At 49.3% G+C, this 22,535-nt stretch carries 34 protein-coding genes; 11 read left to right on the top strand and 23 right to left on the bottom strand.

All coding sequences use genetic code 11. The features are described from left to right. Positions 1-9 precede the first annotated feature (9 nt). The 15 genes from ACQY6I_RS18570 to ACQY6I_RS18500 form a co-directional block, all read right to left on the bottom strand. The gene (locus ACQY6I_RS18570) at positions 10-930 is read right to left on the bottom strand and encodes a hypothetical protein (RefSeq protein WP_428243002.1); all 921 of its coding nucleotides are present in this window, start codon (positions 928-930) and stop codon (positions 10-12) included. 11 nt (positions 931-941) lie between these two features. After that, positions 942-1,919 carry a hypothetical protein gene (locus tag ACQY6I_RS18565; RefSeq protein WP_428243001.1) on the bottom strand — a complete coding sequence of 326 codons (978 nt, stop codon included), beginning with the start codon at positions 1,917-1,919 and terminating at the stop codon, positions 942-944. Between the two features lie 215 nt (positions 1,920-2,134). Beyond that, positions 2,135-2,485: a Mor transcription activator family protein gene (locus ACQY6I_RS18560; protein ID WP_428243000.1), complete on the bottom strand. Its 351-nt coding sequence runs from the start codon at positions 2,483-2,485 to the stop codon at positions 2,135-2,137. After that, complete coding sequence (locus ACQY6I_RS18555; RefSeq protein ID WP_428242999.1) at positions 2,469-2,930, bottom strand: gp16 family protein; 462 nt, start codon at positions 2,928-2,930, stop codon at positions 2,469-2,471. Before ACQY6I_RS18555 ends, ACQY6I_RS18560 begins: the two co-directional genes overlap by 17 nt. 1 nt (position 2,931) lies before the next feature. After that, the gene (locus ACQY6I_RS18550; RefSeq protein ID WP_428242998.1) at positions 2,932-3,534 is read right to left on the bottom strand and encodes an HNH endonuclease signature motif containing protein; all 603 of its coding nucleotides are present in this window, start codon (positions 3,532-3,534) and stop codon (positions 2,932-2,934) included. Then, positions 3,524-3,775 (bottom strand): hypothetical protein, encoded by a 252-nt coding sequence (locus tag ACQY6I_RS18545; protein WP_428242997.1) that lies wholly within the window; start codon positions 3,773-3,775, stop codon positions 3,524-3,526. Before ACQY6I_RS18545 ends, ACQY6I_RS18550 begins: the two co-directional genes overlap by 11 nt. Before the next feature lie 33 nt (positions 3,776-3,808). Next, positions 3,809-4,465 carry a DUF2786 domain-containing protein gene (locus ACQY6I_RS18540; protein WP_428242996.1) on the bottom strand — a complete coding sequence of 219 codons (657 nt, stop codon included), beginning with the start codon at positions 4,463-4,465 and terminating at the stop codon, positions 3,809-3,811. 1 nt (position 4,466) lies between these two features. Further along, entirely contained in the window at positions 4,467-5,078 is a 612-nt protein-coding gene (locus ACQY6I_RS18535) for a DUF3164 family protein (RefSeq protein ID WP_428242995.1), read from the bottom strand. Between the two features lie 186 nt (positions 5,079-5,264). Next, positions 5,265-5,477, bottom strand: a complete 213-nt coding sequence (locus ACQY6I_RS18530; RefSeq protein WP_428242994.1) for a hypothetical protein — start codon at positions 5,475-5,477, stop codon at positions 5,265-5,267. Positions 5,478-5,519: 42 nt separating this feature from the next. Continuing rightward, positions 5,520-6,212 (bottom strand): hypothetical protein, encoded by a 693-nt coding sequence (locus ACQY6I_RS18525; protein WP_428242993.1) that lies wholly within the window; start codon positions 6,210-6,212, stop codon positions 5,520-5,522. After that, on the bottom strand, positions 6,209-6,487 hold the full coding sequence (locus ACQY6I_RS18520) for a hypothetical protein (protein ID WP_428242992.1): 279 nt from the start codon (positions 6,485-6,487) through the stop codon (positions 6,209-6,211). The genes ACQY6I_RS18525 and ACQY6I_RS18520 overlap by 4 nt, the downstream gene beginning before the upstream one ends. Next, entirely contained in the window at positions 6,487-6,693 is a 207-nt protein-coding gene (locus tag ACQY6I_RS18515; protein WP_428242991.1) for a hypothetical protein, read from the bottom strand. The genes ACQY6I_RS18520 and ACQY6I_RS18515 overlap by 1 nt, the downstream gene beginning before the upstream one ends. Positions 6,694-6,705: 12 nt before the next feature. Then, positions 6,706-7,863: an ExeA family protein gene (locus ACQY6I_RS18510; protein WP_428242990.1), complete on the bottom strand. Its 1,158-nt coding sequence runs from the start codon at positions 7,861-7,863 to the stop codon at positions 6,706-6,708. Continuing rightward, complete coding sequence (locus ACQY6I_RS18505) at positions 7,863-9,587, bottom strand: hypothetical protein (protein WP_428242989.1); 1,725 nt, start codon at positions 9,585-9,587, stop codon at positions 7,863-7,865. Before ACQY6I_RS18505 ends, ACQY6I_RS18510 begins: the two co-directional genes overlap by 1 nt. 2 nt (positions 9,588-9,589) lie before the next feature. Further along, the gene (locus tag ACQY6I_RS18500) at positions 9,590-10,519 is read right to left on the bottom strand and encodes a hypothetical protein (protein ID WP_428242988.1); all 930 of its coding nucleotides are present in this window, start codon (positions 10,517-10,519) and stop codon (positions 9,590-9,592) included. 57 nt (positions 10,520-10,576) lie between these two features. Between ACQY6I_RS18500 and ACQY6I_RS18495 the strand changes: the two genes are divergently transcribed. After that, positions 10,577-10,891, top strand: coding sequence for a hypothetical protein (locus tag ACQY6I_RS18495; protein ID WP_428242987.1), 315 nt, complete (start codon positions 10,577-10,579; stop codon positions 10,889-10,891). 24 nt (positions 10,892-10,915) lie between these two features. On the opposite strand, the gene ACQY6I_RS18490 is transcribed toward ACQY6I_RS18495, so the two are convergent. Continuing rightward, a complete protein-coding gene (locus ACQY6I_RS18490) occupies positions 10,916-11,215 on the bottom strand; it encodes a helix-turn-helix domain-containing protein (protein WP_428242986.1) in 300 nt (99 codons plus the stop codon). Then, entirely contained in the window at positions 11,212-11,448 is a 237-nt protein-coding gene (locus ACQY6I_RS18485; RefSeq protein ID WP_428242985.1) for a helix-turn-helix domain-containing protein, read from the bottom strand. Before ACQY6I_RS18485 ends, ACQY6I_RS18490 begins: the two co-directional genes overlap by 4 nt. Positions 11,449-11,559: 111 nt before the next feature. Between ACQY6I_RS18485 and ACQY6I_RS18480 the strand changes: the two genes are divergently transcribed. The 5 genes from ACQY6I_RS18480 to ACQY6I_RS18460 all read left to right on the top strand — a co-directional run bounded on the left by ACQY6I_RS18480 (position 11,560) and on the right by ACQY6I_RS18460 (position 14,493). After that, entirely contained in the window at positions 11,560-12,048 is a 489-nt protein-coding gene (locus ACQY6I_RS18480; protein WP_428242984.1) for a helix-turn-helix domain-containing protein, read from the top strand. Between the two features lie 23 nt (positions 12,049-12,071). After that, positions 12,072-12,317 (top strand): hypothetical protein, encoded by a 246-nt coding sequence (locus ACQY6I_RS18475; RefSeq protein ID WP_428242983.1) that lies wholly within the window; start codon positions 12,072-12,074, stop codon positions 12,315-12,317. Between the two features lie 398 nt (positions 12,318-12,715). Continuing rightward, positions 12,716-12,904, top strand: coding sequence for a hypothetical protein (locus tag ACQY6I_RS18470; protein WP_428242982.1), 189 nt, complete (start codon positions 12,716-12,718; stop codon positions 12,902-12,904). A gap of 66 nt (positions 12,905-12,970) precedes the next feature. After that, positions 12,971-13,894 (top strand): hypothetical protein, encoded by a 924-nt coding sequence (locus tag ACQY6I_RS18465; RefSeq protein ID WP_428242981.1) that lies wholly within the window; start codon positions 12,971-12,973, stop codon positions 13,892-13,894. After that, positions 13,891-14,493 (top strand): hypothetical protein, encoded by a 603-nt coding sequence (locus tag ACQY6I_RS18460; RefSeq protein WP_428242980.1) that lies wholly within the window; start codon positions 13,891-13,893, stop codon positions 14,491-14,493. Before ACQY6I_RS18465 ends, ACQY6I_RS18460 begins: the two co-directional genes overlap by 4 nt. Here ACQY6I_RS18460 and ACQY6I_RS18455 read toward each other — a convergent pair. The 6 genes from ACQY6I_RS18455 to ACQY6I_RS18430 form a co-directional block, all read right to left on the bottom strand. Then, on the bottom strand, positions 14,490-14,780 hold the full coding sequence (locus ACQY6I_RS18455; RefSeq protein WP_428242979.1) for a hypothetical protein: 291 nt from the start codon (positions 14,778-14,780) through the stop codon (positions 14,490-14,492). The genes ACQY6I_RS18460 and ACQY6I_RS18455 overlap by 4 nt on opposite strands. A gap of 16 nt (positions 14,781-14,796) precedes the next feature. Next, complete coding sequence (locus ACQY6I_RS18450) at positions 14,797-15,195, bottom strand: hypothetical protein (RefSeq protein WP_428242978.1); 399 nt, start codon at positions 15,193-15,195, stop codon at positions 14,797-14,799. Positions 15,196-15,474: 279 nt separating this feature from the next. Then, positions 15,475-16,113, bottom strand: a complete 639-nt coding sequence (locus ACQY6I_RS18445) for a Mor transcription activator family protein (RefSeq protein ID WP_428242977.1) — start codon at positions 16,111-16,113, stop codon at positions 15,475-15,477. Between the two features lie 154 nt (positions 16,114-16,267). Beyond that, on the bottom strand, positions 16,268-16,504 hold the full coding sequence (locus tag ACQY6I_RS18440) for a TraR/DksA C4-type zinc finger protein (protein ID WP_428242976.1): 237 nt from the start codon (positions 16,502-16,504) through the stop codon (positions 16,268-16,270). 8 nt (positions 16,505-16,512) lie between these two features. After that, the gene (locus tag ACQY6I_RS18435; protein WP_428242975.1) at positions 16,513-16,971 is read right to left on the bottom strand and encodes a hypothetical protein; all 459 of its coding nucleotides are present in this window, start codon (positions 16,969-16,971) and stop codon (positions 16,513-16,515) included. Further along, positions 16,959-17,387 carry a DUF5675 family protein gene (locus ACQY6I_RS18430; RefSeq protein ID WP_428242974.1) on the bottom strand — a complete coding sequence of 143 codons (429 nt, stop codon included), beginning with the start codon at positions 17,385-17,387 and terminating at the stop codon, positions 16,959-16,961. Before ACQY6I_RS18430 ends, ACQY6I_RS18435 begins: the two co-directional genes overlap by 13 nt. Before the next feature lie 151 nt (positions 17,388-17,538). On the opposite strand from ACQY6I_RS18430, the gene ACQY6I_RS18425 reads away from it, so the two are divergent. From ACQY6I_RS18425 to ACQY6I_RS18405, 5 genes are read left to right on the top strand one after another with little or no spacing between them, the layout of a single operon-like run. After that, positions 17,539-17,940 carry a hypothetical protein gene (locus ACQY6I_RS18425; protein WP_428242973.1) on the top strand — a complete coding sequence of 134 codons (402 nt, stop codon included), beginning with the start codon at positions 17,539-17,541 and terminating at the stop codon, positions 17,938-17,940. Further along, positions 17,937-18,236 carry a hypothetical protein gene (locus tag ACQY6I_RS18420; RefSeq protein ID WP_428242972.1) on the top strand — a complete coding sequence of 100 codons (300 nt, stop codon included), beginning with the start codon at positions 17,937-17,939 and terminating at the stop codon, positions 18,234-18,236. The genes ACQY6I_RS18425 and ACQY6I_RS18420 overlap by 4 nt, the downstream gene beginning before the upstream one ends. Positions 18,237-18,239: 3 nt before the next feature. Further along, positions 18,240-18,821, top strand: coding sequence for a phage protein Gp27 family protein (locus ACQY6I_RS18415; RefSeq protein WP_428242971.1), 582 nt, complete (start codon positions 18,240-18,242; stop codon positions 18,819-18,821). Further along, on the top strand, positions 18,822-20,294 hold the full coding sequence (locus tag ACQY6I_RS18410; protein WP_428242970.1) for a terminase large subunit domain-containing protein: 1,473 nt from the start codon (positions 18,822-18,824) through the stop codon (positions 20,292-20,294). After that, on the top strand, positions 20,291-22,534 hold the full coding sequence (locus ACQY6I_RS18405; RefSeq protein WP_428242969.1) for a phage portal protein family protein: 2,244 nt from the start codon (positions 20,291-20,293) through the stop codon (positions 22,532-22,534). The genes ACQY6I_RS18410 and ACQY6I_RS18405 overlap by 4 nt, the downstream gene beginning before the upstream one ends. Position 22,535: the final 1 nt, after the last annotated feature.

The raw sequence follows: 22,535 nt of genomic DNA, 5'->3' as shown, positions 1-22,535 counted from the left end.
TGCCTCCGGTTAATGGGTATTACTGATCAGATAACCGGCATCGGCACCGAGCAAATAGGGCCTGTAAATATCCGTTTGACGAATCAGTTCAATCTTGTTGTCTTCGGTACGAGTATCTACGACCAGCGAACCTTTACGGCGCAGGGTGTAGCCATAGCTCGGCTCATACATGGATCGGTTCATATTGGCCTGCTGGGTGGGTACGTAGGCCAGCGTAATGCTCTTGGTCCAGATATCACTCAGCGTATCGCTGTCATCTGCGGTGACCGCAGAACCGATCACGATGTTTTCAACTTCGAAAATGTCCTGAAGGTCTTTCAGCGTCAGCAGGCGCTTGATCGAAGTCGATAACAACTGGCGTAAAGCGGGGTGACGCTTCAATACCCGCCATGTGTTTTTTGCAATGACCATGGTGTTGGGGTCCTGGCCAATCATCTGGCGAATAGCTTCTTTGCCATCATCAATAATCCCTTCGGGATCGGACGATGAATCACTGAACAGATCCGTGCCGGACAAGGTGATTTTATTGCTCGCGGCATAACTGGCAGTGCTCTGAGCCAGATCGGCACAGTACTTTTCCCGCCGTAACTGAATGCCCTGAGTCACCACATTGGTGGCATGGGCGCGTAGCGGAAACGCCGCTTCGCTGTCTTCGCGGTAGTCAATCGGGTATTCCAGATCGTGTTCATCGAGGACGACATCGACACTGCCAATGTTACTCGGCTGAATACGATTGGACTTGGCGCGCAAGGCCCGTTCAGTCGCATATTGACGGAAATGATCCTTGCCAAATTTCGGGATCTTGCCGCCTTCTTTGTCGACTTCGGCCAGTGGAAACAGCGCCTCGGCGACATAGGTGTTATTGCGGTAACCCATGGCTAGGTTAGTCAGAACGGGATCTTGAATCCTCAGGTTAGATAAACGGGGCATCAGTCAGGCTCCTACTTGTTCGCTACGGCATGCGCCGCAGTGGTGTAATCGACACCGTTGGTTTTCATGTATGCGCGGATTTTTTTATCCAGTGCAATGGATTCCGGCGGTGTGTTTTCGGCGTACTGCACGGCGTCTTCGTCCTTGTCGTCGTCCTTGACTTTGTCCTTGGTAGCGAACTCTCCAAATTCGACACGCGGCGGCATGGCTTTCAGGGATGCGGCGAGTACTTCATGCAACGGTTTCGCAGCGTCACCTTCACCGAAGTTAGCTACATCTCCAGAGAGGTTTTGCAATTCGGTCAACGCCTGGGCATACACCGGCACACTGTCTTTGGAAATACGGGTTTCAGCCGCGAGTGTTTCCGCAAATGCCAGGTTCTTTTCGTGTCTGCGGTCGGTTTCGATTTTAGCCGCAGTCGCTTTTGCGCTATCGGCCTCTGCTTGGGCAGCAGCTAACTGCTGTTGCAATTGTTGGTTTTGCGCAGCAAGCGCGGCAGCTTCTTCCGGCGTCACGGTAGTGTCCTCTTCGGTCGGTTGAGTGGTTTCGGATGTTTCGGAAAATTCGATGGTGATGCAGTCGTCGGCTTCGCTGAATTCAGAAGCCCTTAATCCTTTTATCGCGGGTGGTTGCGCACCCAGGAATCCGACATGGCGCAGGTAATACACACCCGGCACCGGGTTGTGTTTGCTGTGCGGCGGATAGAACGAGGCAGAGACTTTTTTATACGAACCGTTTTTATACAGCTCGGCAAAATCGGCATTCACCTGGTCAGCAATGGCGATCATATTGCCAGCGCTGACATCAAGACTTTTCACCCAGCCCCAGGCAGGAGCCTCATGGGAAGGATGACCAATAACTAATGGAGCTTCGTGAATCGACGGATTGTAAGCGGCGGCAGACAGCGTAAGATCATCTTCACTGAACGACAGCGTATTGCCGTTCATGTCTGTATGTATACCCGTTTTGAATAGTGGAATAGTTGCCATGCATCGCATCACTTTGTTTGAACGTGATGCCAGTATCCGCACAAAAATATCGTGCGTCTTTTAAAGCCGTTTAACGAATTTTGAAAGGATTGATCGGCGGGAAGAGAATGCAGTTCAGAGCAGCAGAATAATTATGCTCTTTGACGCGTCATAACGCTGTTTATACGCGAGTTCTGAAAAATCATGAGCATTGGTAGCTGTCAGCATGTGCGACGCTATAACAGCGGTTGCTGTGCGTCATCGTGAATTGCGTCTTTTACTCGTTTCACAATCGCATATACCCACACGATGGAGACTTTATATTTTGCTGCGAGTTCAGCATGATTGTGTCCTGAAAACTCTCGGTAGATATCAAGGTCACGTTGGCGCAAACGCATCCGAGTCCCTTTCGCGAAATAAAGCTGTAACCCTGCCCAGTGCTCCTCAAGTTCATCAATAATTTGAATCGCAAGCTGGTCAGCCTGTTCGTCATTTAAGCCAGCCTGTTGTGCGGCGCGAGTCGCCGCATCAAACAGGTTGTATAACATTTCTGGCGCATCACGCATCATTTTACGCGTCTCGCTCATGATGACCCCCTTCGGGTTTAAAGCGCTTCTGCCACTGCTTCAACGCCTCAATAATGTGAGAAGCCGTTTTGGCATCGCAGAATTGCGGGGCGGCATATTTGCCCCGCGTCATACGTCTAATGTAATTACGCAGTGCGGTTTCAGAAGCATCGCGGACGATCCCCTGGTTAAACATATCAAGCCACAGGGCGCGGATTTTATCGCCCTGGCTTTTGAATGTTGATGAGCGTGGGCCTTTGTCCGAAGAGCTGTTTTTACGTCTCGGACGAAAGCCTTTGCGCTTGAGCTGTTCAATGACCCTTAACAACTCACGCGCGGTCATATCACGGCAACTGCGTTTACCCGTTGTCTGCTCCAGCAGTGCACGATAGACATCGTCATCCATGCCGAGCTGGGTTTTTGCGATATGGATCTGGGCTTTCAGGTTGTGGGCTTTGGAACTCATCTCAACTGAACTCCTTTTTCCGCTGACTTGCTTTGATCTTGATTTTGGCCATCAAGTGGAGACTGATCAGCCCACCTTCCGGCATATCATTGACTCTTAACCAGCGGTTCATGACTGCATTTTCCTGACGCGTGACTGCCAGCAAATTATCCAGACGAATGTTTGTCCGGTCACCATCGATAAATCGAAGCATGGTTTTATCGGGCAAAGGGCCATTGTGTGCCTCCCAGATCAGTCGATGTTTTGCTACCCAGTCCCTGGGTGGATAGCCAGTGTCGGTCATTTTGACCTGTACATAGCCATCGGCAATGCGTTCAGAACCAATGGGTAACCAAGTCGTTGGCTTGCTACCCTTTTTAAACTGTGTTGCTACAGAATTCGTGTGGGATGGAATACTCAGCCCTTTATTTGCAGGGATACTACCGTGCCGAAAACGACAGTCACGCCCTTTAATTTTATAGCGCTTCGTAGTCGATCTCACCATGCCTTCCGTGATTTCCAGCCCAGTCATGCACGACAGATCATCAGCAATATGCCGGTGGCTATGGTTGGGTGCCTGTCGGCGAATATAATCCAGCATCTGTTCAGTCCATTTAATTGCCATTTTCGTGACCCAACAGATTTTTGATTGCACCACTGAAACGCCCGACTTGACCGCACTCAATGCGTAATTGTTCCGCTTTCAATACCGTGTTAGCGTTGCTGATGATTTCGCGTGAAACAGTGGTCACTGCATTGCTTCTGTTGATTTCACGCTCCAGCTCTTCACCCTTGAGGCTTTCATCGCTCAGGCGTTCAAGCTGTGCAAACAGATGATTATTTAAGTCAGATAGTTTGTTTTTCATGACAGATTCTCCAAAGCCTCGCGCTGAGTACCGTTAACGCCACGATTCAACTGTGCATTTTTTCCCCTGTTTATAACCGGCCATTTCTGATTGCCAATCGTTTCTTTTCGCCGTGTGTTTTTTAGTAATTGCATCGACCCTGTTACTGTGACGTTTATCCAGATAACTTTTAATCAATGTTTTATGTGCGTCTGGGATTGGTTGTGCAAACTTCACAATGTGATCGTGCACCGCGCCTACCCAGGCTTCCGCAAACAGATCACCTCTGCGCGTTTTTGTAGCGGGTTTGCACCGTGACTGTTGTTTGATATGTGCATTACGATCCCGTACAAGTTGGCGATACAGAACATCAAACGCATACCCGGCCACCTCTGGTTTCTCATCGATGCCAATAAATTTCACAGCGGCACCGCCCTCATATAGTGATTGAAAAATCGCTTCAACCTCAAATGCTTTGCACACTACTGCAACGAGTCCGTGCATCCAACGCGCCGGTTTTTTAGCCCGGCCTGCCGTGGTGCAAAACGCTTGCACGTTCAACAGATCCACGTCCTGCTCTGAGACATTGTGAGCCTGCATCAGCTTTTGAGCCTGGCGCAAGGCGACCGCCGCTTCATGCGGGTTGCTGCTCTTGGCCAGTGCCAGACATTTGCGGATTTTGTCGAGTATTTTTTTATTTGAGACTGTCATGTCACACACCCGCCAGATCCAGATTGATCAATTGATATTCATCGGTATTCGGCTTACGCCGATACACACGGACATAAACTGTGCTTCCGCTAACTGATATGGATTGTTTGAGTGCATCGGTGGCTTTGATCCACTCAGGGTCATCAACTTCCCAACGCAGCAGATCCAGTAATTCAGATGTCTTGATCTGACCGTTGCTGTTGGTACGGAACGATCTATCTATTGCGACTCGCAAGTATTTATTCGCACCCTCACTCCATCGGTTCAGACAATTTACAAATAATGCCTGAGCCGCCGCTATCTCCTCGGTAAATACAATGCGCTCTGCGTATACCCGCTGAATGCGGTACTCACCATCGAAACTGGTCAGGGTGATATTGCCTTTTTTGCCGGCCAGATCGACCTGCCATTTATCGGCGGCAATCTGGATCAGATCGGCGATATCGTTCAGTGCCTGTTGCTTGAAGCTGCTCAATTGCTCATTGAGCCAGATTGCCTTGCGAGCCAGATCGGACACAGTTGCATCGCGCAGCTTGTCTTGTTCTCGTATCTGGTTTTCGGGGACTAAACATCCGCGATGGTTACGCATGTAACCTTCAATAATGTTGTTCATAAGATATTCTCTTTGCTTATGTAATATTCACGCCCGCGCCATATGCGCAAGCTGTGGACTGTTTTATCTTCAGTAATTTTGCTTACTTGGCCGAATAGCGCCGCCAACCACAACTTCAAAGGGCCTGCTTGCAGGGTGTTAATCGCAGCAATGTTGAGGCGCTTAAAATTCTGTACGGATTCAAGTTCACAGCAGTTCATGTTGGTTACCTTTGGCTTTGCGCTGCTGTCCGAACACATCCCGCATGGCGTGCAAAAACGCTTTATAGGCATAACCGCGTCGCTCACTGAATGGATAATGCTTTGAGCAGTGTTTTCTGAGTTCTGCATGGGGCATCTCAGGATGTTCAGCTTTTTGCTGCCGGATGAAACTCATGCTGCGTTGATACCAGCTACTCATAGGGCGGTCCTCTATTTTTACGTGCCAGGTTAAATGGAATGACTACGCCGCAGCGCTCTGGCTTTTTTTGGCTTTGGCGTTGTGCTTTACCACTTGAATCGCACGGTCAACAGCGGTACCGGTCGCGGCCAGTGGCTGTTGCTGTTGCTGTGATGACTTCGGCACCGGTGCAGTGATCGCGCGGATACACAGCACAATCAGGATCTGAAACAGCATCAACGCCAGTGCCTGCATGACGATCACGGCGAGCGATTGCCACGGCATCGGTGTCGTGTGTGCCTGTTCGGCATAGAGGGCATGGAGTTGATCATTCACGGACGCTAACGCCTGATTGGCGTCGTCAATACGACCCGCCCAACCGATACGGCTTTCTGAGTTGGCGTTGTAGGTGGCCAGGTTGGCGGTCAAGGTGGCGCGTTGATCCTGCAATTGCTGTTCGCGTTTGTGCAGCAGTTCCGGCTGGGCCGTGGATTGTTGCCACTGAGCAATGGCTGGGGCACTGACCTGATACAGCGGGCCAGTCAGCACCAGAGCGCTGGCAACCAGGGCCATCAGGTTGCGGCTGATGCTGCGCTGCGCCCACAGCCACAGAGCAGCGCCCTCTAACATGAGCGACCAGACCACACCCAACTTGCCGGTGTACTGGCTCCAGAACTCAATGGCGTGTGATTGCATGATGGTGATCGCACCTATCAACAGCATCAGTGCCGGCAGTCGTTTCAGTAGTGCGTTCATGCGGCATCTCCATCGGTGAGGTAATTTTCCTGCCATTGCACCAGGCAGCCGCAGAGTTCTGCACGGTATCTGATAAACCCCAACGCCCGGTATTCACTGACTATTTTGATATCTGGGCAAGTACGGGCATCACTGCTGATAATGTATGCATTGCCGTCTTTGATACCCACTTCCAGAATTTCCACGTCATGTTTTTGCAGATGATCGACTGCTGACATTGCAGCAGACAATCCGCAAGCCATTTTGTAGTTCTGCGTAGCAATATGAGATTTCATTAATGACTCCTTCTGCGCGGATGGCGCAGATGAAACATGCGTTCATCGACCGCAGCACCGGTGCGCTGCGTGTGTTTGTCTTTGGCTTGTTCTCGAAAGCGGGCCGGGTTGAGCAGGAACTGAGGCAAACTGATGCCATGCTTACTCAGTTCGAGTTCTACAAATTCATCCGCCAACGTTTCGAGTAGTTCATCAGTCAGCATCATGATGCCCTCCGGCTAAACGGCCTTGATGATGTCGGCTGTGACCTTGGGTGCGCCGATATCTGTTGCCATATTCATCGCGGCAATAAGCTGGTTACCGACCGCCAGCGGATACAACAAACTGATTGAACGGCTGTGACGATCACGCGATGGCACTGTCAATTTTGTTCTCAGGGCATCGATCGCGGCTTTGTCCATCACGTCGTCCAACCTGCTACCTACGGCTTCAAGCCGATGCTTGAGATAACCTTCAAGGTGGGCGTCCAGCGGATCCAACGTAATTAACTCGATACGTTGAACAACTTCTCGGACCTCTGACCGGTTCTCTGCGAGTTTTTGTTCAAGCTCCGTCTGACCGATGAGAACAATACTGAGCAACCGATTAAAACCATCTTCCAACTCGTAGAATCTTTTGAGATGTTTGAGGGTCGGAACGCTCAGTCCGTGTGCTTCTTCAATGATCAATACATGTCGGTTACCCGCCCGGCGTGACTCGCGCAATACGCGGTGCAATTGTGCATAGCGGGCCTCAGCGGTCTGACAGATACGCGCTTGCGGATCAACGTTGCGAATGATGGCGGCAGCGATGTCGGTCGCTTTGAGTGTTTTGCCTTTTTTATCGTTGTCTTCAAGCCCTAAAACGTATGGTTCGATCACTAAAATCGGCAGCGATTCACGCTGAATGCGATCAAGTAAGTCACGGCGCAGCGTGCTTTTGCCGGCCCCGGATTCCCCACAGACGGCAATAAAGCGTTCACTGGTAATCGTCTGGGCCAGGGCGAGTCGCACATAGCGGACATCTGGCGTGTCGTAGACCTGAGCCGAGTCGGTGAGTTCACCGAAAGGATCAGTGAATAAGCGAAAGTGTTTCTTGGTCGCTGGATACAGAGGTTGTTTTCGCAGTAGCATATCAAGTTCCTTGGGTGTGATTGCGTCAGCTGCTTGGGTGAGCGTGGACGCGGTTTCAAACAGGGCCGCCAGCGTTGCCGCGCTGGCACCTCTTTCACGCAGCAGCGCGGTAATACGCTGCTGCAAATCCTGTTGATCTAACGTGGCCGGCCATTTGCCGTGATTGCATAGTGTGCTCATCGCGGATCGGCTAATGCCGATTTCACGGGCCAGCTCGGTGCGGGTTATGGACAGTGTTTCCAGTGCGGTATTGAGATTCAACATCAGCGGTTACCTCCCTGTTGCACGGGTGTGTGAGACCACTCAGCCAGCAGTTCATCGAGCGCCGATTCCGGTACACCTTCGGGGTAGCGTTGGGTCAGCGCGGTGTAGTGTTTTGCAGTCCAGTGCAGGCGGGGTTTCAGGCGCAGCGCGGCTTCGGCATGGGTCAGTAACTGCTCAACGATGCGCTGGTCTTTGTTGATCAGATGGGCGGTGCCACGGCGCGGCAGCACGCTGACATCGGGCAGGTCATCTAAATGTTTGTACGGGTCGATGCGGCCCCCAAACGGCACCTTGCGAGCCTTGGCGGCCTGCTGGGCGGCTTCATCGGTATCCACTTCGTAGATCAGGCGCTGAATGGCCTTGCGGTTAGTGTCCAGTACGGTATCAGCAGGGGCTTTGACTTCGCGGCCAATAATCGGGGAGTCAATTTCAAAGCCATGGTCATCCAACACCACGGGCTCAATGGGGAACAGGACTTCATGCCCATCTTCGTACAACACGACCCAGGCATGTCCCGGTATCAACGGGTTGATGGTGACCGGCAGCTTTTCACCGATGCAGACACCGGGAACGCCTGACACATCGTAACGCTGGCCTTTAAACTGGATGCGGATATCGTCGTATACCTTCGCCGGCACCGGTTCACGGTTCAGCAGTTCACGGGCCAGATCGATATCAACGATACGCAACTGCTCTTGGGCAATCTCCATCCACTTGGCCAGCCGGGTTTTACCGTGGCGGGAGTGCACCCGTTTAGCGTTAAACCAGCGGCAGAACTGGCGGGCCTTGGTATTGATCCAGTCGATACCGGGCACGGTAGTGTATTTAAAACCGACTTCAAACTGAGTCTCGATGAGGTTGTGTGTCACTTCAACCTGCCCAGTGGCACGGGCATTTCCGACACTATGCACTACCGGTATTACGCCCAAGGCAGACAGGAAGCGTTTAAACGTTTTGGTCGCCGCTGAACCGGGGTCGTAATACAGATGAAACGGAACGCCATAGAGCGATTCGCCGGGTTTATCACGCATGGCTTCGAGCAAGCTTTCACCGAGGTTTGCAATCGATTCGCCGCCAGCAACATACCAGCAGAACACCGCGCCACTGGTGTGATCGGTGACGACATAGCGGGTTAGCCGCTGGCGCTTGATCTTCTCAAAATTACCGGGTTTGTTCTTGTAAAACTCCCCCGGTGCCATGTCCGCCAGACCTGACTCCGGTACATAAAACAGCGTGCTGATCGACGCATCGATCTGCCAGACATCATTCGGGTGCAAACTGCGCTGACGAATACTGGCCGATGGGCGGCGTAACTGTTCAGGATGCAGTCCGTAATGACGCAGAGCACGGGAACAGGCATTCTCTGACAGGTAGGTTATTTCGCCGGTGGTGTCATCCACTCGGCCCGCGATCAGTTCACCGTTCTTACGGAGCACTTCAAGGGCATTGGCGATTGAGCACAGTTTCTTGTTATTGGCGCGGTACGCCTGCATCAGGAAGGCACTCAACACCTGTGCTTCGATACGGCTTAACACAAAGTCACCAGCGTCTGACCGCTGCTGCCGTGGCTTTTTCAGGCCAGCGGTTTCCAGTTCCCGGTAAAGCGTAGACAACGAGACACCCAGGCGTTTGGCAGCTGCCTTCAGTATGTCCTGCTTTTTACCATGACCGGCGGCTTCCGCCTGACGCCAGGCATCTACCAGTACCTCAGACGACAGCCCCATGATTAAGCCTCCTGCTCGCCCAGAAGGTCATCTTGCAGGTGGGCATCGCCCTCGCCATCATAGCCCTCCCATTCCGCCCGGCCATCGGCCATGGTGTGTAAGGCAAAGCCATCGCGCAGGTCGGCAATTTCACAACTGATTTGCAGCAAATGTCCGTTCATGATTTGGCCGGAATCACCACCGTGCAGGGTGTGGTGATCGGTAATCTCGGTCATCGTTCTACGCACGTCAGTGAGCAATGTTGCGCTGATCTTGCCGGTCAGCCCGGCTAACTTGGTATGCAGTTGCTGAAGGTGTTCGTCCGCTGAGGTTAAGTCGGTCTGGCTGGCCTGAAACAGTTCGTCAATCTTCTGGTTTTTGGTGGCCAGTAACTTGTCTTTGGCTTCGCCCTGTTTGCGGGATTCGCGTAACTGTTTGCGCAGTTCACTGCATGACATGCTGTCTATTTCATCCAGGGTGATGCCACGCACAGAGCCATCCTCTGTCAGTGCTTCAACTTCCTCATCATCCAGTGCTAACAGTTCAATCAGCTTGGTTTTACCGAGCTTCTGCAAATGTGCCGTTGACGGCACATTTGAGAACTTGAGACTGACCTGCATAAATTTTGCTGCCATACGATAAGAAAGATCTAAACGCTCGATACGTTCCATAAACTCGCCATGAGCACACTGCTCTTTGAGCAGCAATAACCGCTGGCCGATGTTGAACAGCTCCAGGCTGACGCGCTGCTGACTGTCCCGGATCCCGGTTTCCAGCGCATCGGGCGTCAATGGTCCGTCATACTTGAGCTGGTGTGCCAGGGCCACAGCGCTTTCGTTGATGCGCTGCTGTGCCAGCACCAGCTCGTTGGCGGCATCGCCGACATGACTAATATCATCACCTGCGGCGATGACTTCGGCTTCAATACCTTGGGGGGTTGCTTTGCGGGGCATGTGTTATCCTCGATTCGTTAGGGTTAATCACGATTTAATGGACATAAGAGGTTTTTCATGAACGACGAACTCCAAGCATTACGCGAAGAAATTTACGCGCAAAAACAACTAAGCCTGGCGCTGGCTTATAGCTATCGCATATTGGCTCGCGAGCTTTCGAAGAGTGGACACATTGATCTTCAGATATTGCAGGCGATGATGCGCAGAGCGGTGGAGGAACTGGAGCGCAATGCGGATGTGGATGACCAGGTTGCGTTTCAACTTGAGAATATGGCTGATGATGTTCTTTATGATTTTTTCTATCTCCAACATAAGGACGGCCAAAACCGAGACCCATCTCATCCTTGGTATAAGCCTGATCTGTCTGAATAAGTGTTTGTTTAGTCATAATTCACCTCAATTAATCGGGGTGGTGATGCGGGTGCGCAGCTCGCCAAGGCGTTGCTGTGCACGGTCAAATTCTTGCAGTACGCCCATCGCGCGCTGCGCCACGCGCACGCTGGCACGAATACGATTGGTTTCGGGGATTCGCTCGGCCCAGCCGGTGCTTTCCAAAACGGCCACGTAGCGGCTGACATTGGGGGCGGAGTAGCCAGTGGCCTTGGCGATCTCGCTGGGGGTCAGACCGTGGACGGTGCGCTGTAGCAACAGATCAAGCACGGTCAGGATGCGTTCGGCAGATTGATGAGTGCTCATACAGCACTCCTGATCTCATCAGCAGTGCGGCGAATGCGGCGACGTTTCTCTGGCCAGAGTTCACTTACGGTTTTACCAGTAATTTCAGCAATACGGTTCTGAATCCGCTTTGATACTGAGTTGCCGTAAATCACCTTGGATACAGCAGTGCGATGAACGTCGAGTTCATCGGCAATAGATGAGGCTGTAAATCCCTCTATCTCTAACAGGGCTTTAATGTGGGCCGGATGCATGTACAATTCTCCGTATAGTCTACTTGATGACTTAATGTTTCGATTCTCAACAGTGATTATTTTTGTGCAGATTTCTGCATATGTCAAACTAATTTTTGTGCAGGTATTTTCGTGAATTTAGAAGAGATCAAGGAACTCCGTGAAGCTATTGGTGCGCGGATAAAACAGGAAAGGAAGAGATTGGGCTTAAACCAAGCAATTTTTGGTGAAATGGCTAATGCAAAAAATCGAACTGTTATTGACTGGGAAAAGGGTGTTTCAACGCCAACAGGTGATCAATTAGCATGCCTTGAAGATGCCGGAGTTGATTTACTTTATGTTCTAACAGGGACTGCCACCAAAGCTACAGAACTACCTGTATTAGCTCCCGACGAAGAATTGTTACTGGAAGGCTATCGCAAGATGGGGTCAGCCAAACGTCGCTCCGTTTTAGAAATAGTGATTGCCGGAAAACCTGCCAAAAAACAGAAAGACAAGCTCTCAAAAATACTACCTGGCTTTAACTTCACCGGTGAGACTGACGTTCAAGTTGGGCAGGTCATCAAATCTGGTGCAAAAAATAAGGTCAAAGGCGACTTTGTTATGGGCAACAAAAAATAGAGTAGTAGCTGAGAAGAATAATCATGGATTCCGAGAACATTGGTGAAAGCCACACAGATAAAGAGGCTACGGACAGTTGCGCTGTTCTTGATCGTGAACGATTAACTCAGGCGATTGAAGAGATCATAGAAGGACTGGCGGAAATCAACAAGAAACCACCACCGAACGAGGTGGCAGAATTGATATTAGCCACGTATGACTTGATGTATGACCCTACCAAAGACACGCTTGTTAAGTTCTTGAGAATACTCTTTCGTATAATCGAGTAGTACCCGTTCATCATGGGAAATATCAAAAAATAGCCTGACATATGTCATGACTGCTCATACGAATGGACGAATGACCGTTTTCAGCTGATCGGTATTATGAAAACGGTTGCAGTAATCAGGGATAGCGCATGTATTTTCATTTCGCAGGTAAAACCTCAGTTACCATTCATCACATTCATACACACTCCGACGAGTCAGTAAAAAAGCAGCTGAAGAAAGCCAGGAAGAAACAGAAGAAGGCTAAGAAATCGGAAGAGCAAGTTTTATGACATACCTACAAACATATATTTTTTAACCGATCAGATCAGTCAGGTAAATTTCTGCAATGGTTCTGGCAAATAACGGAGTATTTACTATATTCAATCCTACTAATAGATGAGAATCGAGAGAGCTGTCCGATGATAATTTTTGGTAAAACAAATATTTATATTAGTGGTACTGCCTTAGGCAATAACGGCTTGGAAGAAATTATTGAATTGCAAGCCGCGATTAAAAAAGCCAAAAAGGATAAGAAACGGCGCAACAAAATTAAGGTTGATCAGGAAAGCCAAGCTATTACTCCCCTAAACAAACAGGAAGAGCGATAGTAGAACAACTGTTTGTACCCACGTTTGCTGTTTCAATTTCGTCAAATAACATTAGAAGGATAAGCGATGCTGGGTTTATATGAACGTTGGGTATTATTTCAGGGGTTGAGAATTGAAACGGAACCAGAACACGCCCCTGAGTTTGAGCTGAACGATATTCTCCCGCAGCTTGTAGCTTCTGTACAAGATGACGAAGCTATCAAACTCATTCGTAATGATACTGCCTCCATTCGAATTGCTGACATCAACGTTACAGAGTCTCATGTTGAGTTGTTGTTCCAGTATGCTGATAAAAATACAACTGATCCTGTCTTCATGAATATGAATACAAACCAGCTCAGGCCGATCCATCGGTTAGATGGTGAGGGAATCGCCGTTTCCGGCCATGCCGTGATAAAGCGGGCTAAGGCTGACGATGGTTCTTATCAGTTGCTTATGGAACAAGTGACAGGCTTGGGCCGTTCCAATGTAGAACCGTTTATCAGGTCACTCTTTAAGAGTCTTTCGACCGACCTGACGTTTGAAGATGAGACTGACAACAATAGACGAAAAAAATATAGGCCTGTTGCAAAGTTAGAAAGTGATGTGTCATCAAAATTCAAAGACGATTTAGATGAAGGAACTGTGGAAGGGATTGAACTCATCAGCCGGACACAAGCAGGTGGCGTTGACTTTGATGAACCCAATTTTTTTCGCGAACAAGCCAGGGTTATAAAACTGGGGGTAGTGACCAAAAAAGATGATAGTTTGCTGGACAGAATTACTGAGTTAGCGCGCAGAGCGAGACGCAATGGTTATGAAAAAATTAAAATCAGATATAAGAAACCTGAGGGCAAACAGCGTACAATTGGTATGGGTACCACGGTGACCGATGTTGCTGAACAAATCATTACTAAAAATGAGTTGGTGACATCTGATGATATTCTTGAACAATGTGTCGATTCGATTAATAGAGACTTCATGGCAAAAATGGTAGCACGTTTATCATGATTCCCGGCTTAAAGCAGTTATTCACACCTCTCAATTATTTGAGGATTTATGGCAACCATATTTTGCGTTGGTATAACTGGTGGATGCCTGCTTTTATGGCTATTTTTTTGATATTAATCATGGGGATATGTGGTTGGCATCCTAGTGTTTTCAACAATGATGGGATTGTTACTCAAGTAACCGAGCTGCTGAAGATGCTGATAGGGTTTTATATTGCAGCTTTGGCTGCTGTTTCAACATTTCCATCAGCGGTTTTAAATGATCCTATCAGTGGGGAGCCGGTGTTACTAAAGGCAGAACGCCGTGGTAAGAAAATAGAAATTCCTCTCAATCGTAGACGCTTTTTAAGTTACCTCTTTGGCTATCTGTCTTTTTTAAGCATTGTTTTATTTATTGCTGGATTAATCGCCAGTTTTGTTCATGAACCATTGAGCAACATTGTAAGCCAAAAATATCATCGAATATGGATTTTGACCGGGCTTTCTGTTTATTTTTTTTGGGCGTTCAATCTATTAATCACGACTCTATTGGGGCTGCATTATTTGACAGATAGAATTCATCGCCCTTCTGATAATACGATCAACCCGAATACGGACTAAGTAGAAACATCTTTCACCTCATCGCTTTTTCTCTTTGCTTTTTTCAATATCCGCTGAACATCTTTATCTTGCCCGATGTCTATTGTTTGCCATTTAATCGAGCCATCTTTCCTCTTAATGCGTAGCCGTACATGGTTGCGATCTGACTCTTTAATTTGAGAGCAATGATAGGTTTTGTTGCCGACATAAAATGCACCCAGCTTTTCACATTCGTCAGCCACGGTGTTGTGTGCCCATACCCAACCAATGAATATGCCGAAAGCGAATATGCCTAACGACCAGAACATGTTTGCCACCTGTTGATTATCCTGGAACCGATAGCAGATCATTTTCCGCAGCCTTGCGACCAAACAGCCTGACCGCGTGATAGACCAACCAGGCGGCCGGTTTCCACATGCCGGATTGGATACATAATTCCTTCAGCAGTTTGTCTGCGATCTTGCGATCAGTGTGGATATTCAGCACGCCCTCGCGGATGAGCTGATACATGGCATCATGCACGAGTGACGGGAAAATGATGCTTTGCACATCCGGGCAGAGGGTTGCGCCATCCCAAGCGTAGCCAGCATCTATTTGCAGTCCGCCCGTGGGTGATATCGTCAGCGGACCGATGGCGACCGGTTTCGGGACATGTACAGCTACTTGAATCGCGACTGGGCCTTGTAATATGTATTTGTACTTACGACGTTTTTTGTAAATCACGCAGCATTTCTCCCTTTTTCTTTTCGATCTTAATCTGTTGTCTGAGTTCATCGGTTTGTTCATATAGCTTAAACATCTTTGTCACTGACACTATGATTGCTATTGCGATACTGAGTAGCAGAAGGGATATCAAAACAACGGCAAATAACGATGGTTTGAATATCGTCAGTGCGATGCATTGAACACAGACGAACAGTAAGCTCAGTAATAATGTGAGTCTGTAGCTCGTTTTGATTGCGTGTCGCATGCGCTGCATTGGGTCTGACTGATTCATTGAGTTCACCAGTTAGTGTCGTAAATATCCATTATTTTTCGGCGTACTTCTTCTCTGTTTTGTTGCTGCTGATTTGGCGGTGGGCTATTGCGTTGACTGGTGAGATAATCCCAGTACGTCACGCCGGCTTCGTTCTTTTTGCGGAACTTTGCCAGGGACTGAATTTGTGAATGCCAAAATGGATGCTGCCGGCACCATATCCATAAGTCTTCGATCTCACGTAGCGTGTGACCGTCATTGATCAGTTTTCTAAAATCAGCCGCCCAGGCTTCGGGCTTCACCTTCTTCAATGATGGAAATTCAGCAATGGCAAGACTCATTGCCCAGCGTGCAAACTTCAACTCGGTAGCATCGTATTGAATCTGCTTTTTCTGATCTGATATTTTTAAAATTGTGCGTTCACTGAAGCCGTATTTCTGTGCCAGCTCTGCTGCATTTTCACCAGTAAACTCAGCTTTGATTGCGCGATGAATAGCGCTGTCCGTTTTTTGAATATTGAGCTGCATGCCGCTCCAGCGTTCTGCCATTGTAGATGCCAGGGCCTCAGCATTCTTCCGGGCAATTTCGTCGCCACAGCCCAGGCGTTTAAGCAACTCTGTTGAATGGGTGGTGAGATCAGTCAGAAATTCGGATCGCTTTGCCATTATTTCTTAGCCATTTTTTAGTTGAGCTCCTAAAAAAAACGGACACTTGCCACCCTTATAAAGCAATGGCTGGAACAATTTTCATTGCCTCCCGGTCTAATGACCGTTGCTCTGCCGCAGTGCCGGCGGCCGCTCGCCTCTCTCGGGTTATTCGTTATCGATGCCGATGTCGATGCAGTCGCTCAAAATCAGTTTGACAGTCTACACAACGAGACGCGCCCGGCTTCACTTTTAAACGCTCAGTATCGAGCTTGAAACCACAATCTAAACAGTGCACATTGCCGGTATTGCTGACTCGTTGCACTGCGTCTTGTGAAGACTGTTTTTGTGCTGAAAGCGCATGAGCAATATGTAATTGCTCAAGATCCGCGGCGTAATCTGCGTTGTCCATGCTGCACCTTATTTGACTGATTTATTAAATTCACGACTGCCGAACCACCAGCCAATAGCTGTTCCGGCCGCAACGACGACACCATCAGCAATACTCTGCCGAGAAAGTGGTTCACCGAACCAGTAAACAACACCGGTTAATATGATGAGTTCGTGAGTGATCGCCGGGCGGGTCATGCGGCGGGAAAACTCAGCGAACGTCAACAGCCGGCTGCCGTGGGTATCCATGTCCGTTGCAGCTTCTTTATAGCTGCCAGACAGCGCTGCCTGCTCGGCTGCCAGGTTTGCTTGGGTGATACGGATTTGTCCTTCGAGTTTCATTTCTTCTCGGGTAATAGCCGCTTCAAGCTTCATCTGTTCGATATGCTGTTTATGTTCTTGATGGGCCTTGAACAGCTTCAAGCCATTCGTGGCCAGGCTTCCAAGCAGTCCGATCAGGCCGCCGCTGGCAAGATTCAAGAGTTCCATGATGATGACTCCAATATGGTTAATGGAATGGGCATTGTGATGGTGCGCAATAGCCGGTTAAATGCCGTTCCGCTGGCAAGAACTGCTGCCTGGCCAGCAAGTGTTCCCAGCCGCTGGCCGACGATGATGCAGCCGAGCACATCAGAGCGAAAACCTTTAGCACGGTTACCACACCAGTTTCCTTTGTGTATCAGAATGAATGATCTTCCTTGTACGTCCACGATGATAAAACACTTGCCGAAATGCGGACTGGTGTGTGGCTTTAAGGTGTATTCACCGGGTGGAATGCATGACACATTCCGCTCGTTATTCAGCCATGGCAATTCGCCGGTATAGGAAAAATGCATGCCGTTTAAAAAAAACTGACCAAAAGTGCCTTGGTCAGTGGATGGTCTGCGAACGATGACTGCACTCATTACATGACACTCTCCAAATCAGTAGTTGTTTCAATATTCAGTGATATCAGTCTGCGCTTATTTGAAATCCGGTTCTTTTAAACGGCTTTAAAATAATTATCTGGATGCGGTGAGTACACTTGCATCAATTATTTATTGAGAGTGCTGTGACGTGATAGAGCTGATAAAAACATACTGGCCGGCAGTATTGACGGTATTCAACTTATTAATAACCTGGATGGCGTGGAGCTTTCGAAAATCTACAGTCAGCCCTGAAGAGTTCAAATCATTTTCGGACTCTATTCACGGCGCGATCAATACGCTTGATACGGATGTCCGTAAACAGATCAATGCACAAAACTCGCGACTCGATGAGCATGAGAAACGTCTTACGAGGTTTGAGTCAGAATTGCGGCATGTGCCTAACCATGATGATCTGAAAGACATTCATAGCCGGCTGGACAATGTCAGTGAATCGCTCTCGGAAATTAAAGGGAAAACCCAGGCATCCTCCAATCAATTATCACTGATTTACCAGCATCTGCTGAACACCTCAAAAGGTAATCCGTCATGAACTTTAACGACATGGTGAAACAGGAACAGCGCTTGTTGATGCTGCAACTGTTAGAGCAGGACGCTGGTTACTCGCATAACGAAAACATTTTGCACCGGGGTTTGAATGCATTGGGACATGCTGTGTCAATGGATGCTGTCAGGGCGCATATTGAACTCCTTCGCGATGCGGGACTGGTGACAGTCACGCAATCGGATGCGGTTGGCATGATTGCCAAGGTCACTAATCGTGGCCTGGATGTTGCGCAAGGAAATACCGTGGTTAGTGGTGTTGCAAGACCGTTGCCGGGAGGCTGAAGCATGGGACGGCAGAGCAGCATCAAGCAATTAGCGCCAGACATTCTTGAACAGTTACATGAACTGTTGCGTGACCCGCGTATTACGCAATTAGACGCGACCGCCAGAATCAATGAAATACTGGAGGAGCGCGGCGAGGAGCCGGTCACAAAATCAGCGGTCAATCGCTACAAACTCAGCATTGATCAGGTGGGTAAAGCGATCCGAGAATCGCGGGAAATGGCCGAAATCTGGATTGGTAAATTGGGTGCTGCGCCGCAAAGCCAGGTAGCCAATTTAACGTCTGAAATTATCCGCAATTCATTGATTGATTTATCGCTGGCCATTCAAAAAATCACAGTGGGTGAAGATGACCCGGAGGTGGTAGCAGGCGCAGTTAAGATGATTCGCGACCTGGCGATCAGTCATGAGAAGATCGAAAAAGCGGTCAGCGAAACCACCCGCAGGGAAGAAAAACTGCGTGAACAGGCGCGTAAGGAAGCGCTGGAAGAAGCGGCAAAAGTGGCTGAAGGGGCGGCGAAAGGCGCTGGTGTTTCTGATGCCGGCATTGCAATGCTGGTGAAAGCGATCACTGAGGCGGTGTAAATGTCTGAAGCTATTTTATTGCCATACCAGGTTCGATGGATTGAAGATGAATCCCCGGTAAAAATCATCGAAAAGTCGCGCAGGATCGGTTTGAGTTACGCTGAGGCTGCGGCGGCGGTGTTGCATGCGTCCGCCGCGAGTGGCGCTAATGTTTATTACATATCGTTCAATAAAGATATGACTCAGGGTTTCATCAGCGACTGTGCTGAATGGGCGAAAAAACTGAACGCTGCCGCCGGGAAAATCAATGAATCGATCATGGATGATGATGACAAACAGGTTCTCAAATTCGAGTTGAAATTTGACTCTGGCAATATGATTCAGGCATTTAGCTCCAACCCTCGAAACCTGCGCTCCAAAGGTCGACCTGGTGAGATTCTGATCATCGACGAATCCGCGTTTGTGGATGATCAGGATGAGCTATTAAAATCTGCCATGGCTATGACCATGTGGGGCGGAAAGATTCATATCATCAGTACTCATAATGGCGCGGATAACCCGTTTAATCTGCTCATTGAGGATTGCCGGGCTGGGTTGTATGACCATAGTGTTCACCGGGTGACATTGGACGATGCCATTCACGACGGTCTGTTCAAGCGTATCTGTCAGATTACCAAACAAGCATGGACGCTGGAAAAACAGCAGGAATGGCGAGCCTCTCTGATTAATCGTTACAAGCCTAACGAGGATGAGGAATTATTCTGTATTCCTGCCAAGTCAAGTGGTGCCTGGTTGCCCAGAGCCTTGATTAAAGAGCGCATGAAGGCTACCACACCGGTTCTGAGAATCACTGCTCCGGATGGCTTTGTCGTAGAACCTGAAAAGTATCGACGTCAGTTTATTCAAGACTGGCTGGAACAGGTTGTGGAGCCAACTCTGGCACGCATTCCCAAAGAAGCCGAAGTGTATGTGGGCGAGGATTTTGGACGTTCCGGCGACCTTACGGTGCTCACGATTGCATTTAAACTGGCAGGTATCACGCTGAAAGTGGGTTTAATGATCGAGCTAAGGGACATGCCTTTTGATCAGCAGGAACAGATTGTGTTCTTTGTTCTGGACTTTTTCATACGCTTTATGGGAGCGGCGTTTGATGCGCGTGGTAATGGCCAATCTCTGGCTGAAAAAACCATGCAGAAATATGGACAGAGTCGCGTGGCGTTGGTGATGTTGAGTGAAAGCTGGTACCGGGAGAACATGCCACCGTTCAAAGCATCGATGGAAGACGGCACGATGGATGAACTGCCAGACGATGATGACGTGATGAATGATCTGCGAGCCATTGAAGTTGTCAACGGAGTGCCACGGCTCATCAACAAACGTACTACTGGAGCCGATGCTGGTAAGCGTCACGGTGATAGTGCGATATCGCTGGTCATGGCGCATTACGCGGCACAGACCATCACTAAAGGTCCAGTCACCGTATCGTCCCGCAGTCGCCGACAGGCATCTACCATGTTCGAGGGTTATCAATGAAAAACGGTATCTGGGTCTCTCCAACGGAATTTATCCGTTTCAGTGAGCCGTCTAAGCGATTGTCGAGCCATATCGTTACCCGTGATCGGTCGCCGGACTTCAGCAACCTGGGCAGTTATCTGCCGAACCCTGATCCTATTTTGAAAGCCAAGGGTAAGGATGTATCCATCTATCGCAATATCCGCAGTAATGCGGCGGTGGGAGGCGCGATTCGACGGCGCAAGTCAGCGGTTACATCTTTGGAGTGGGGATTCAAGGAACGTGTAACATCCGCACGGGTCGAGAAAAACATCAAAGCCATTCTCGACGATCTGGATATGGCGCAGCTGTTTAAGGATATTCTCGAAGCTAAGCTCTATGGTTACCAGCCGATAGAGACGTTGTGGAAAGACATGCCACGCTGGACGGTTCCCAATGAAATGATTGCCAAGCCACCGGAGTGGTTTGTGTTCAGCACTGAAAATGAATTGCGGTTTCGCAGCCGTCAGGCACCAATTGAAGGAGAAAGCCTGCCAGAGCGCAAGTTTTTGCTACCTCGAAATGAGGCAACTTACCAAAACCCGTGGGGTTTCCCAGAAATGTCCATGGTGTTCTGGGCGGACACGTTTATGCGTGGCGGCCTAAGGTTCTGGGTTCAGTTTGCGGAAAAATACGGCATACCCTGGTTGATTGGTAAGGTACCACGCAACACCAGCAAGTCTGATCAGGATGCATTGGCGGATGACCTGGAGGCAATGATTCAAGATGCCGTTGCTGTTGTACCAGACGACTCCAGTGTGGAGATCAAGGAAGCCGGAGCCAAAGCAGGTGCCGCTGAAGCGTTTGAAAAGCTTCTGATGTATTGCCGCTCTGAAATCAACATCGCACTGCTGGGACAGAACCAGACTACGGAAGCGAGCGCAACCAATGCTAGCGCCAAATCGGGTTTGGAAGTCACGGACGATCTACGGGATGACGATGCATCCTTGTGTGAAAGCACAGTTAACACGTTGATCAAGTGGATCATGTTTGCCAACAGTATCTCTGGACCTGCACCTAAGTTTGAAATGTGGGAACAAGAGACAGTCGACGATACGCAAGCCAAGCGCGATAAGACGTTGACTGAGTCTGGTGTGAAATTCAAAAAGGCGTACTGGATGCGCACTTATGATCTCAATGAAGACGATCTGGAAGATGACGCATCACCTGACACTGAACAGCAAACAGCAGCAGATACAGCAGCGAACTTTGCCGAAGGTGATGACGATATCGGGGCGATAGCCAAACGTCAGCAGGATCTGGCTGATCAACTGGGGCTGGAAGCATCTGCACCATTGCAACAGTGGATTAATACAATCCAGGAACAAGTCAATACGGCTGAAACATTGGACGATCTGCATGCCTGGCTGTTGAATAATGGTTATGGTGAGTTAATCGGCAGCGATATGCGTGAAGTGTTGGCAACTGCATTTGGCGTCTCGCAAGCACAAGGCATCCTGGATGTAGCAACTGAAGCCGGCCAGCCCGTTGCACACTCATTTGCTGAACCAGGTTCATTTACTGAACAGCTCGCAGCGTTACAGCTGCGCATGGGCAATCTGGTGCCGACACAGCGCTGGACAGATCTGATGGGCAATGCCCATGACCGGGCGTTTGTCGTTGCTGGGGCGATGAAAGCAGATCTGCTGCAAGAACTGGCCACTGCGGTGACCAAGGTCATTCAGAATGGCGGCACTATCGAATCGTTCCGAAAGAACTTTGATGAAATCGTCGCCCGCACAGGCTGGCAGTATAACGGCGAAAGAAACTGGCGGACGCGGGTAATATATTCAACAAACATGAGTTCAACTTATGCAGCCGGACGCTATGCACAGTTGACTGATCCAGATTTACAGAAAGTCGCCCCGTACTGGATGTACCGGCACGGCGGCAGTGTCGAGCCACGGCCAGAGCATTTGAAATGGGACAAGCTGACATTACCGGCGGATCATCCATGGTGGCACACTCATTACACACCAAACGGCTGGGGCTGTACTTGCTACGTGATAGCAGTCTCTGAAGCAACAGCAAGACGAAAAGGCGGCCGGTTTGAAGAACCACAGGAAGATCAACCAGGTGATGTTGACGCAGGTTGGAAACATGCACCTGGTGCTGACATTGCGGCAGAGCTTCGCAATATCGTTCAGACGAAATCTGTTCAGTTGGATAAAATCCTGGCAGATGCCTTTATTCAGGCAATGAGTAGATTTGTAGGAGATTGAT

This window comes from Gynuella sp. (genome assembly GCF_050297175.1).
In the GTDB taxonomy this organism is placed as follows: domain Bacteria; phylum Pseudomonadota; class Gammaproteobacteria; order Pseudomonadales; family Natronospirillaceae; genus Gynuella.
The sequence above is the reverse complement of the archived record's forward strand: the minus strand, read 5'-3'. Positions and strand labels throughout refer to the sequence as shown.

Excerpts from the sequence above, each read along its gene's own strand:
- ACQY6I_RS18570 (WP_428243002.1), bottom strand. The coding sequence starts at position 930 with ATGCCCCGTTTATCTAACCTGAGGATTCAAGATCCCGTTCTGACTAAC.
- ACQY6I_RS18565 (WP_428243001.1), bottom strand. The coding sequence starts at position 1,919 with ATGGCAACTATTCCACTATTCAAAACGGGTATACATACAGACATGAAC.
- ACQY6I_RS18560 (WP_428243000.1), bottom strand. The coding sequence starts at position 2,485 with ATGAGCGAGACGCGTAAAATGATGCGTGATGCGCCAGAAATGTTATAC.
- ACQY6I_RS18555 (WP_428242999.1), bottom strand. The coding sequence starts at position 2,930 with ATGAGTTCCAAAGCCCACAACCTGAAAGCCCAGATCCATATCGCAAAA.
- ACQY6I_RS18550 (WP_428242998.1), bottom strand. The coding sequence starts at position 3,534 with ATGGCAATTAAATGGACTGAACAGATGCTGGATTATATTCGCCGACAG.
- ACQY6I_RS18545 (WP_428242997.1), bottom strand. The coding sequence starts at position 3,775 with ATGAAAAACAAACTATCTGACTTAAATAATCATCTGTTTGCACAGCTT.
- ACQY6I_RS18540 (WP_428242996.1), bottom strand. The coding sequence starts at position 4,465 with ATGACAGTCTCAAATAAAAAAATACTCGACAAAATCCGCAAATGTCTG.
- ACQY6I_RS18535 (WP_428242995.1), bottom strand. The coding sequence starts at position 5,078 with ATGAACAACATTATTGAAGGTTACATGCGTAACCATCGCGGATGTTTA.
- ACQY6I_RS18530 (WP_428242994.1), bottom strand. The coding sequence starts at position 5,477 with ATGAGTAGCTGGTATCAACGCAGCATGAGTTTCATCCGGCAGCAAAAA.
- ACQY6I_RS18525 (WP_428242993.1), bottom strand. The coding sequence starts at position 6,212 with ATGAACGCACTACTGAAACGACTGCCGGCACTGATGCTGTTGATAGGT.
- ACQY6I_RS18520 (WP_428242992.1), bottom strand. The coding sequence starts at position 6,487 with ATGAAATCTCATATTGCTACGCAGAACTACAAAATGGCTTGCGGATTG.
- ACQY6I_RS18515 (WP_428242991.1), bottom strand. The coding sequence starts at position 6,693 with ATGATGCTGACTGATGAACTACTCGAAACGTTGGCGGATGAATTTGTA.
- ACQY6I_RS18510 (WP_428242990.1), bottom strand. The coding sequence starts at position 7,863 with ATGTTGAATCTCAATACCGCACTGGAAACACTGTCCATAACCCGCACC.
- ACQY6I_RS18505 (WP_428242989.1), bottom strand. The coding sequence starts at position 9,587 with ATGGGGCTGTCGTCTGAGGTACTGGTAGATGCCTGGCGTCAGGCGGAA.
- ACQY6I_RS18500 (WP_428242988.1), bottom strand. The coding sequence starts at position 10,519 with ATGCCCCGCAAAGCAACCCCCCAAGGTATTGAAGCCGAAGTCATCGCC.
- ACQY6I_RS18495 (WP_428242987.1), top strand. The coding sequence starts at position 10,577 with ATGAACGACGAACTCCAAGCATTACGCGAAGAAATTTACGCGCAAAAA.
- ACQY6I_RS18490 (WP_428242986.1), bottom strand. The coding sequence starts at position 11,215 with ATGAGCACTCATCAATCTGCCGAACGCATCCTGACCGTGCTTGATCTG.
- ACQY6I_RS18485 (WP_428242985.1), bottom strand. The coding sequence starts at position 11,448 with ATGCATCCGGCCCACATTAAAGCCCTGTTAGAGATAGAGGGATTTACA.
- ACQY6I_RS18475 (WP_428242983.1), top strand. The coding sequence starts at position 12,072 with ATGGATTCCGAGAACATTGGTGAAAGCCACACAGATAAAGAGGCTACG.
- ACQY6I_RS18470 (WP_428242982.1), top strand. The coding sequence starts at position 12,716 with ATGATAATTTTTGGTAAAACAAATATTTATATTAGTGGTACTGCCTTA.
- ACQY6I_RS18465 (WP_428242981.1), top strand. The coding sequence starts at position 12,971 with ATGCTGGGTTTATATGAACGTTGGGTATTATTTCAGGGGTTGAGAATT.
- ACQY6I_RS18460 (WP_428242980.1), top strand. The coding sequence starts at position 13,891 with ATGATTCCCGGCTTAAAGCAGTTATTCACACCTCTCAATTATTTGAGG.
- ACQY6I_RS18455 (WP_428242979.1), bottom strand. The coding sequence starts at position 14,780 with ATGTTCTGGTCGTTAGGCATATTCGCTTTCGGCATATTCATTGGTTGG.
- ACQY6I_RS18445 (WP_428242977.1), bottom strand. The coding sequence starts at position 16,113 with ATGGCAAAGCGATCCGAATTTCTGACTGATCTCACCACCCATTCAACA.
- ACQY6I_RS18440 (WP_428242976.1), bottom strand. The coding sequence starts at position 16,504 with ATGGACAACGCAGATTACGCCGCGGATCTTGAGCAATTACATATTGCT.
- ACQY6I_RS18435 (WP_428242975.1), bottom strand. The coding sequence starts at position 16,971 with ATGGAACTCTTGAATCTTGCCAGCGGCGGCCTGATCGGACTGCTTGGA.
- ACQY6I_RS18430 (WP_428242974.1), bottom strand. The coding sequence starts at position 17,387 with ATGAGTGCAGTCATCGTTCGCAGACCATCCACTGACCAAGGCACTTTT.
- ACQY6I_RS18420 (WP_428242972.1), top strand. The coding sequence starts at position 17,937 with ATGAACTTTAACGACATGGTGAAACAGGAACAGCGCTTGTTGATGCTG.
- ACQY6I_RS18415 (WP_428242971.1), top strand. The coding sequence starts at position 18,240 with ATGGGACGGCAGAGCAGCATCAAGCAATTAGCGCCAGACATTCTTGAA.
- ACQY6I_RS18410 (WP_428242970.1), top strand. The coding sequence starts at position 18,822 with ATGTCTGAAGCTATTTTATTGCCATACCAGGTTCGATGGATTGAAGAT.
- ACQY6I_RS18405 (WP_428242969.1), top strand. The coding sequence starts at position 20,291 with ATGAAAAACGGTATCTGGGTCTCTCCAACGGAATTTATCCGTTTCAGT.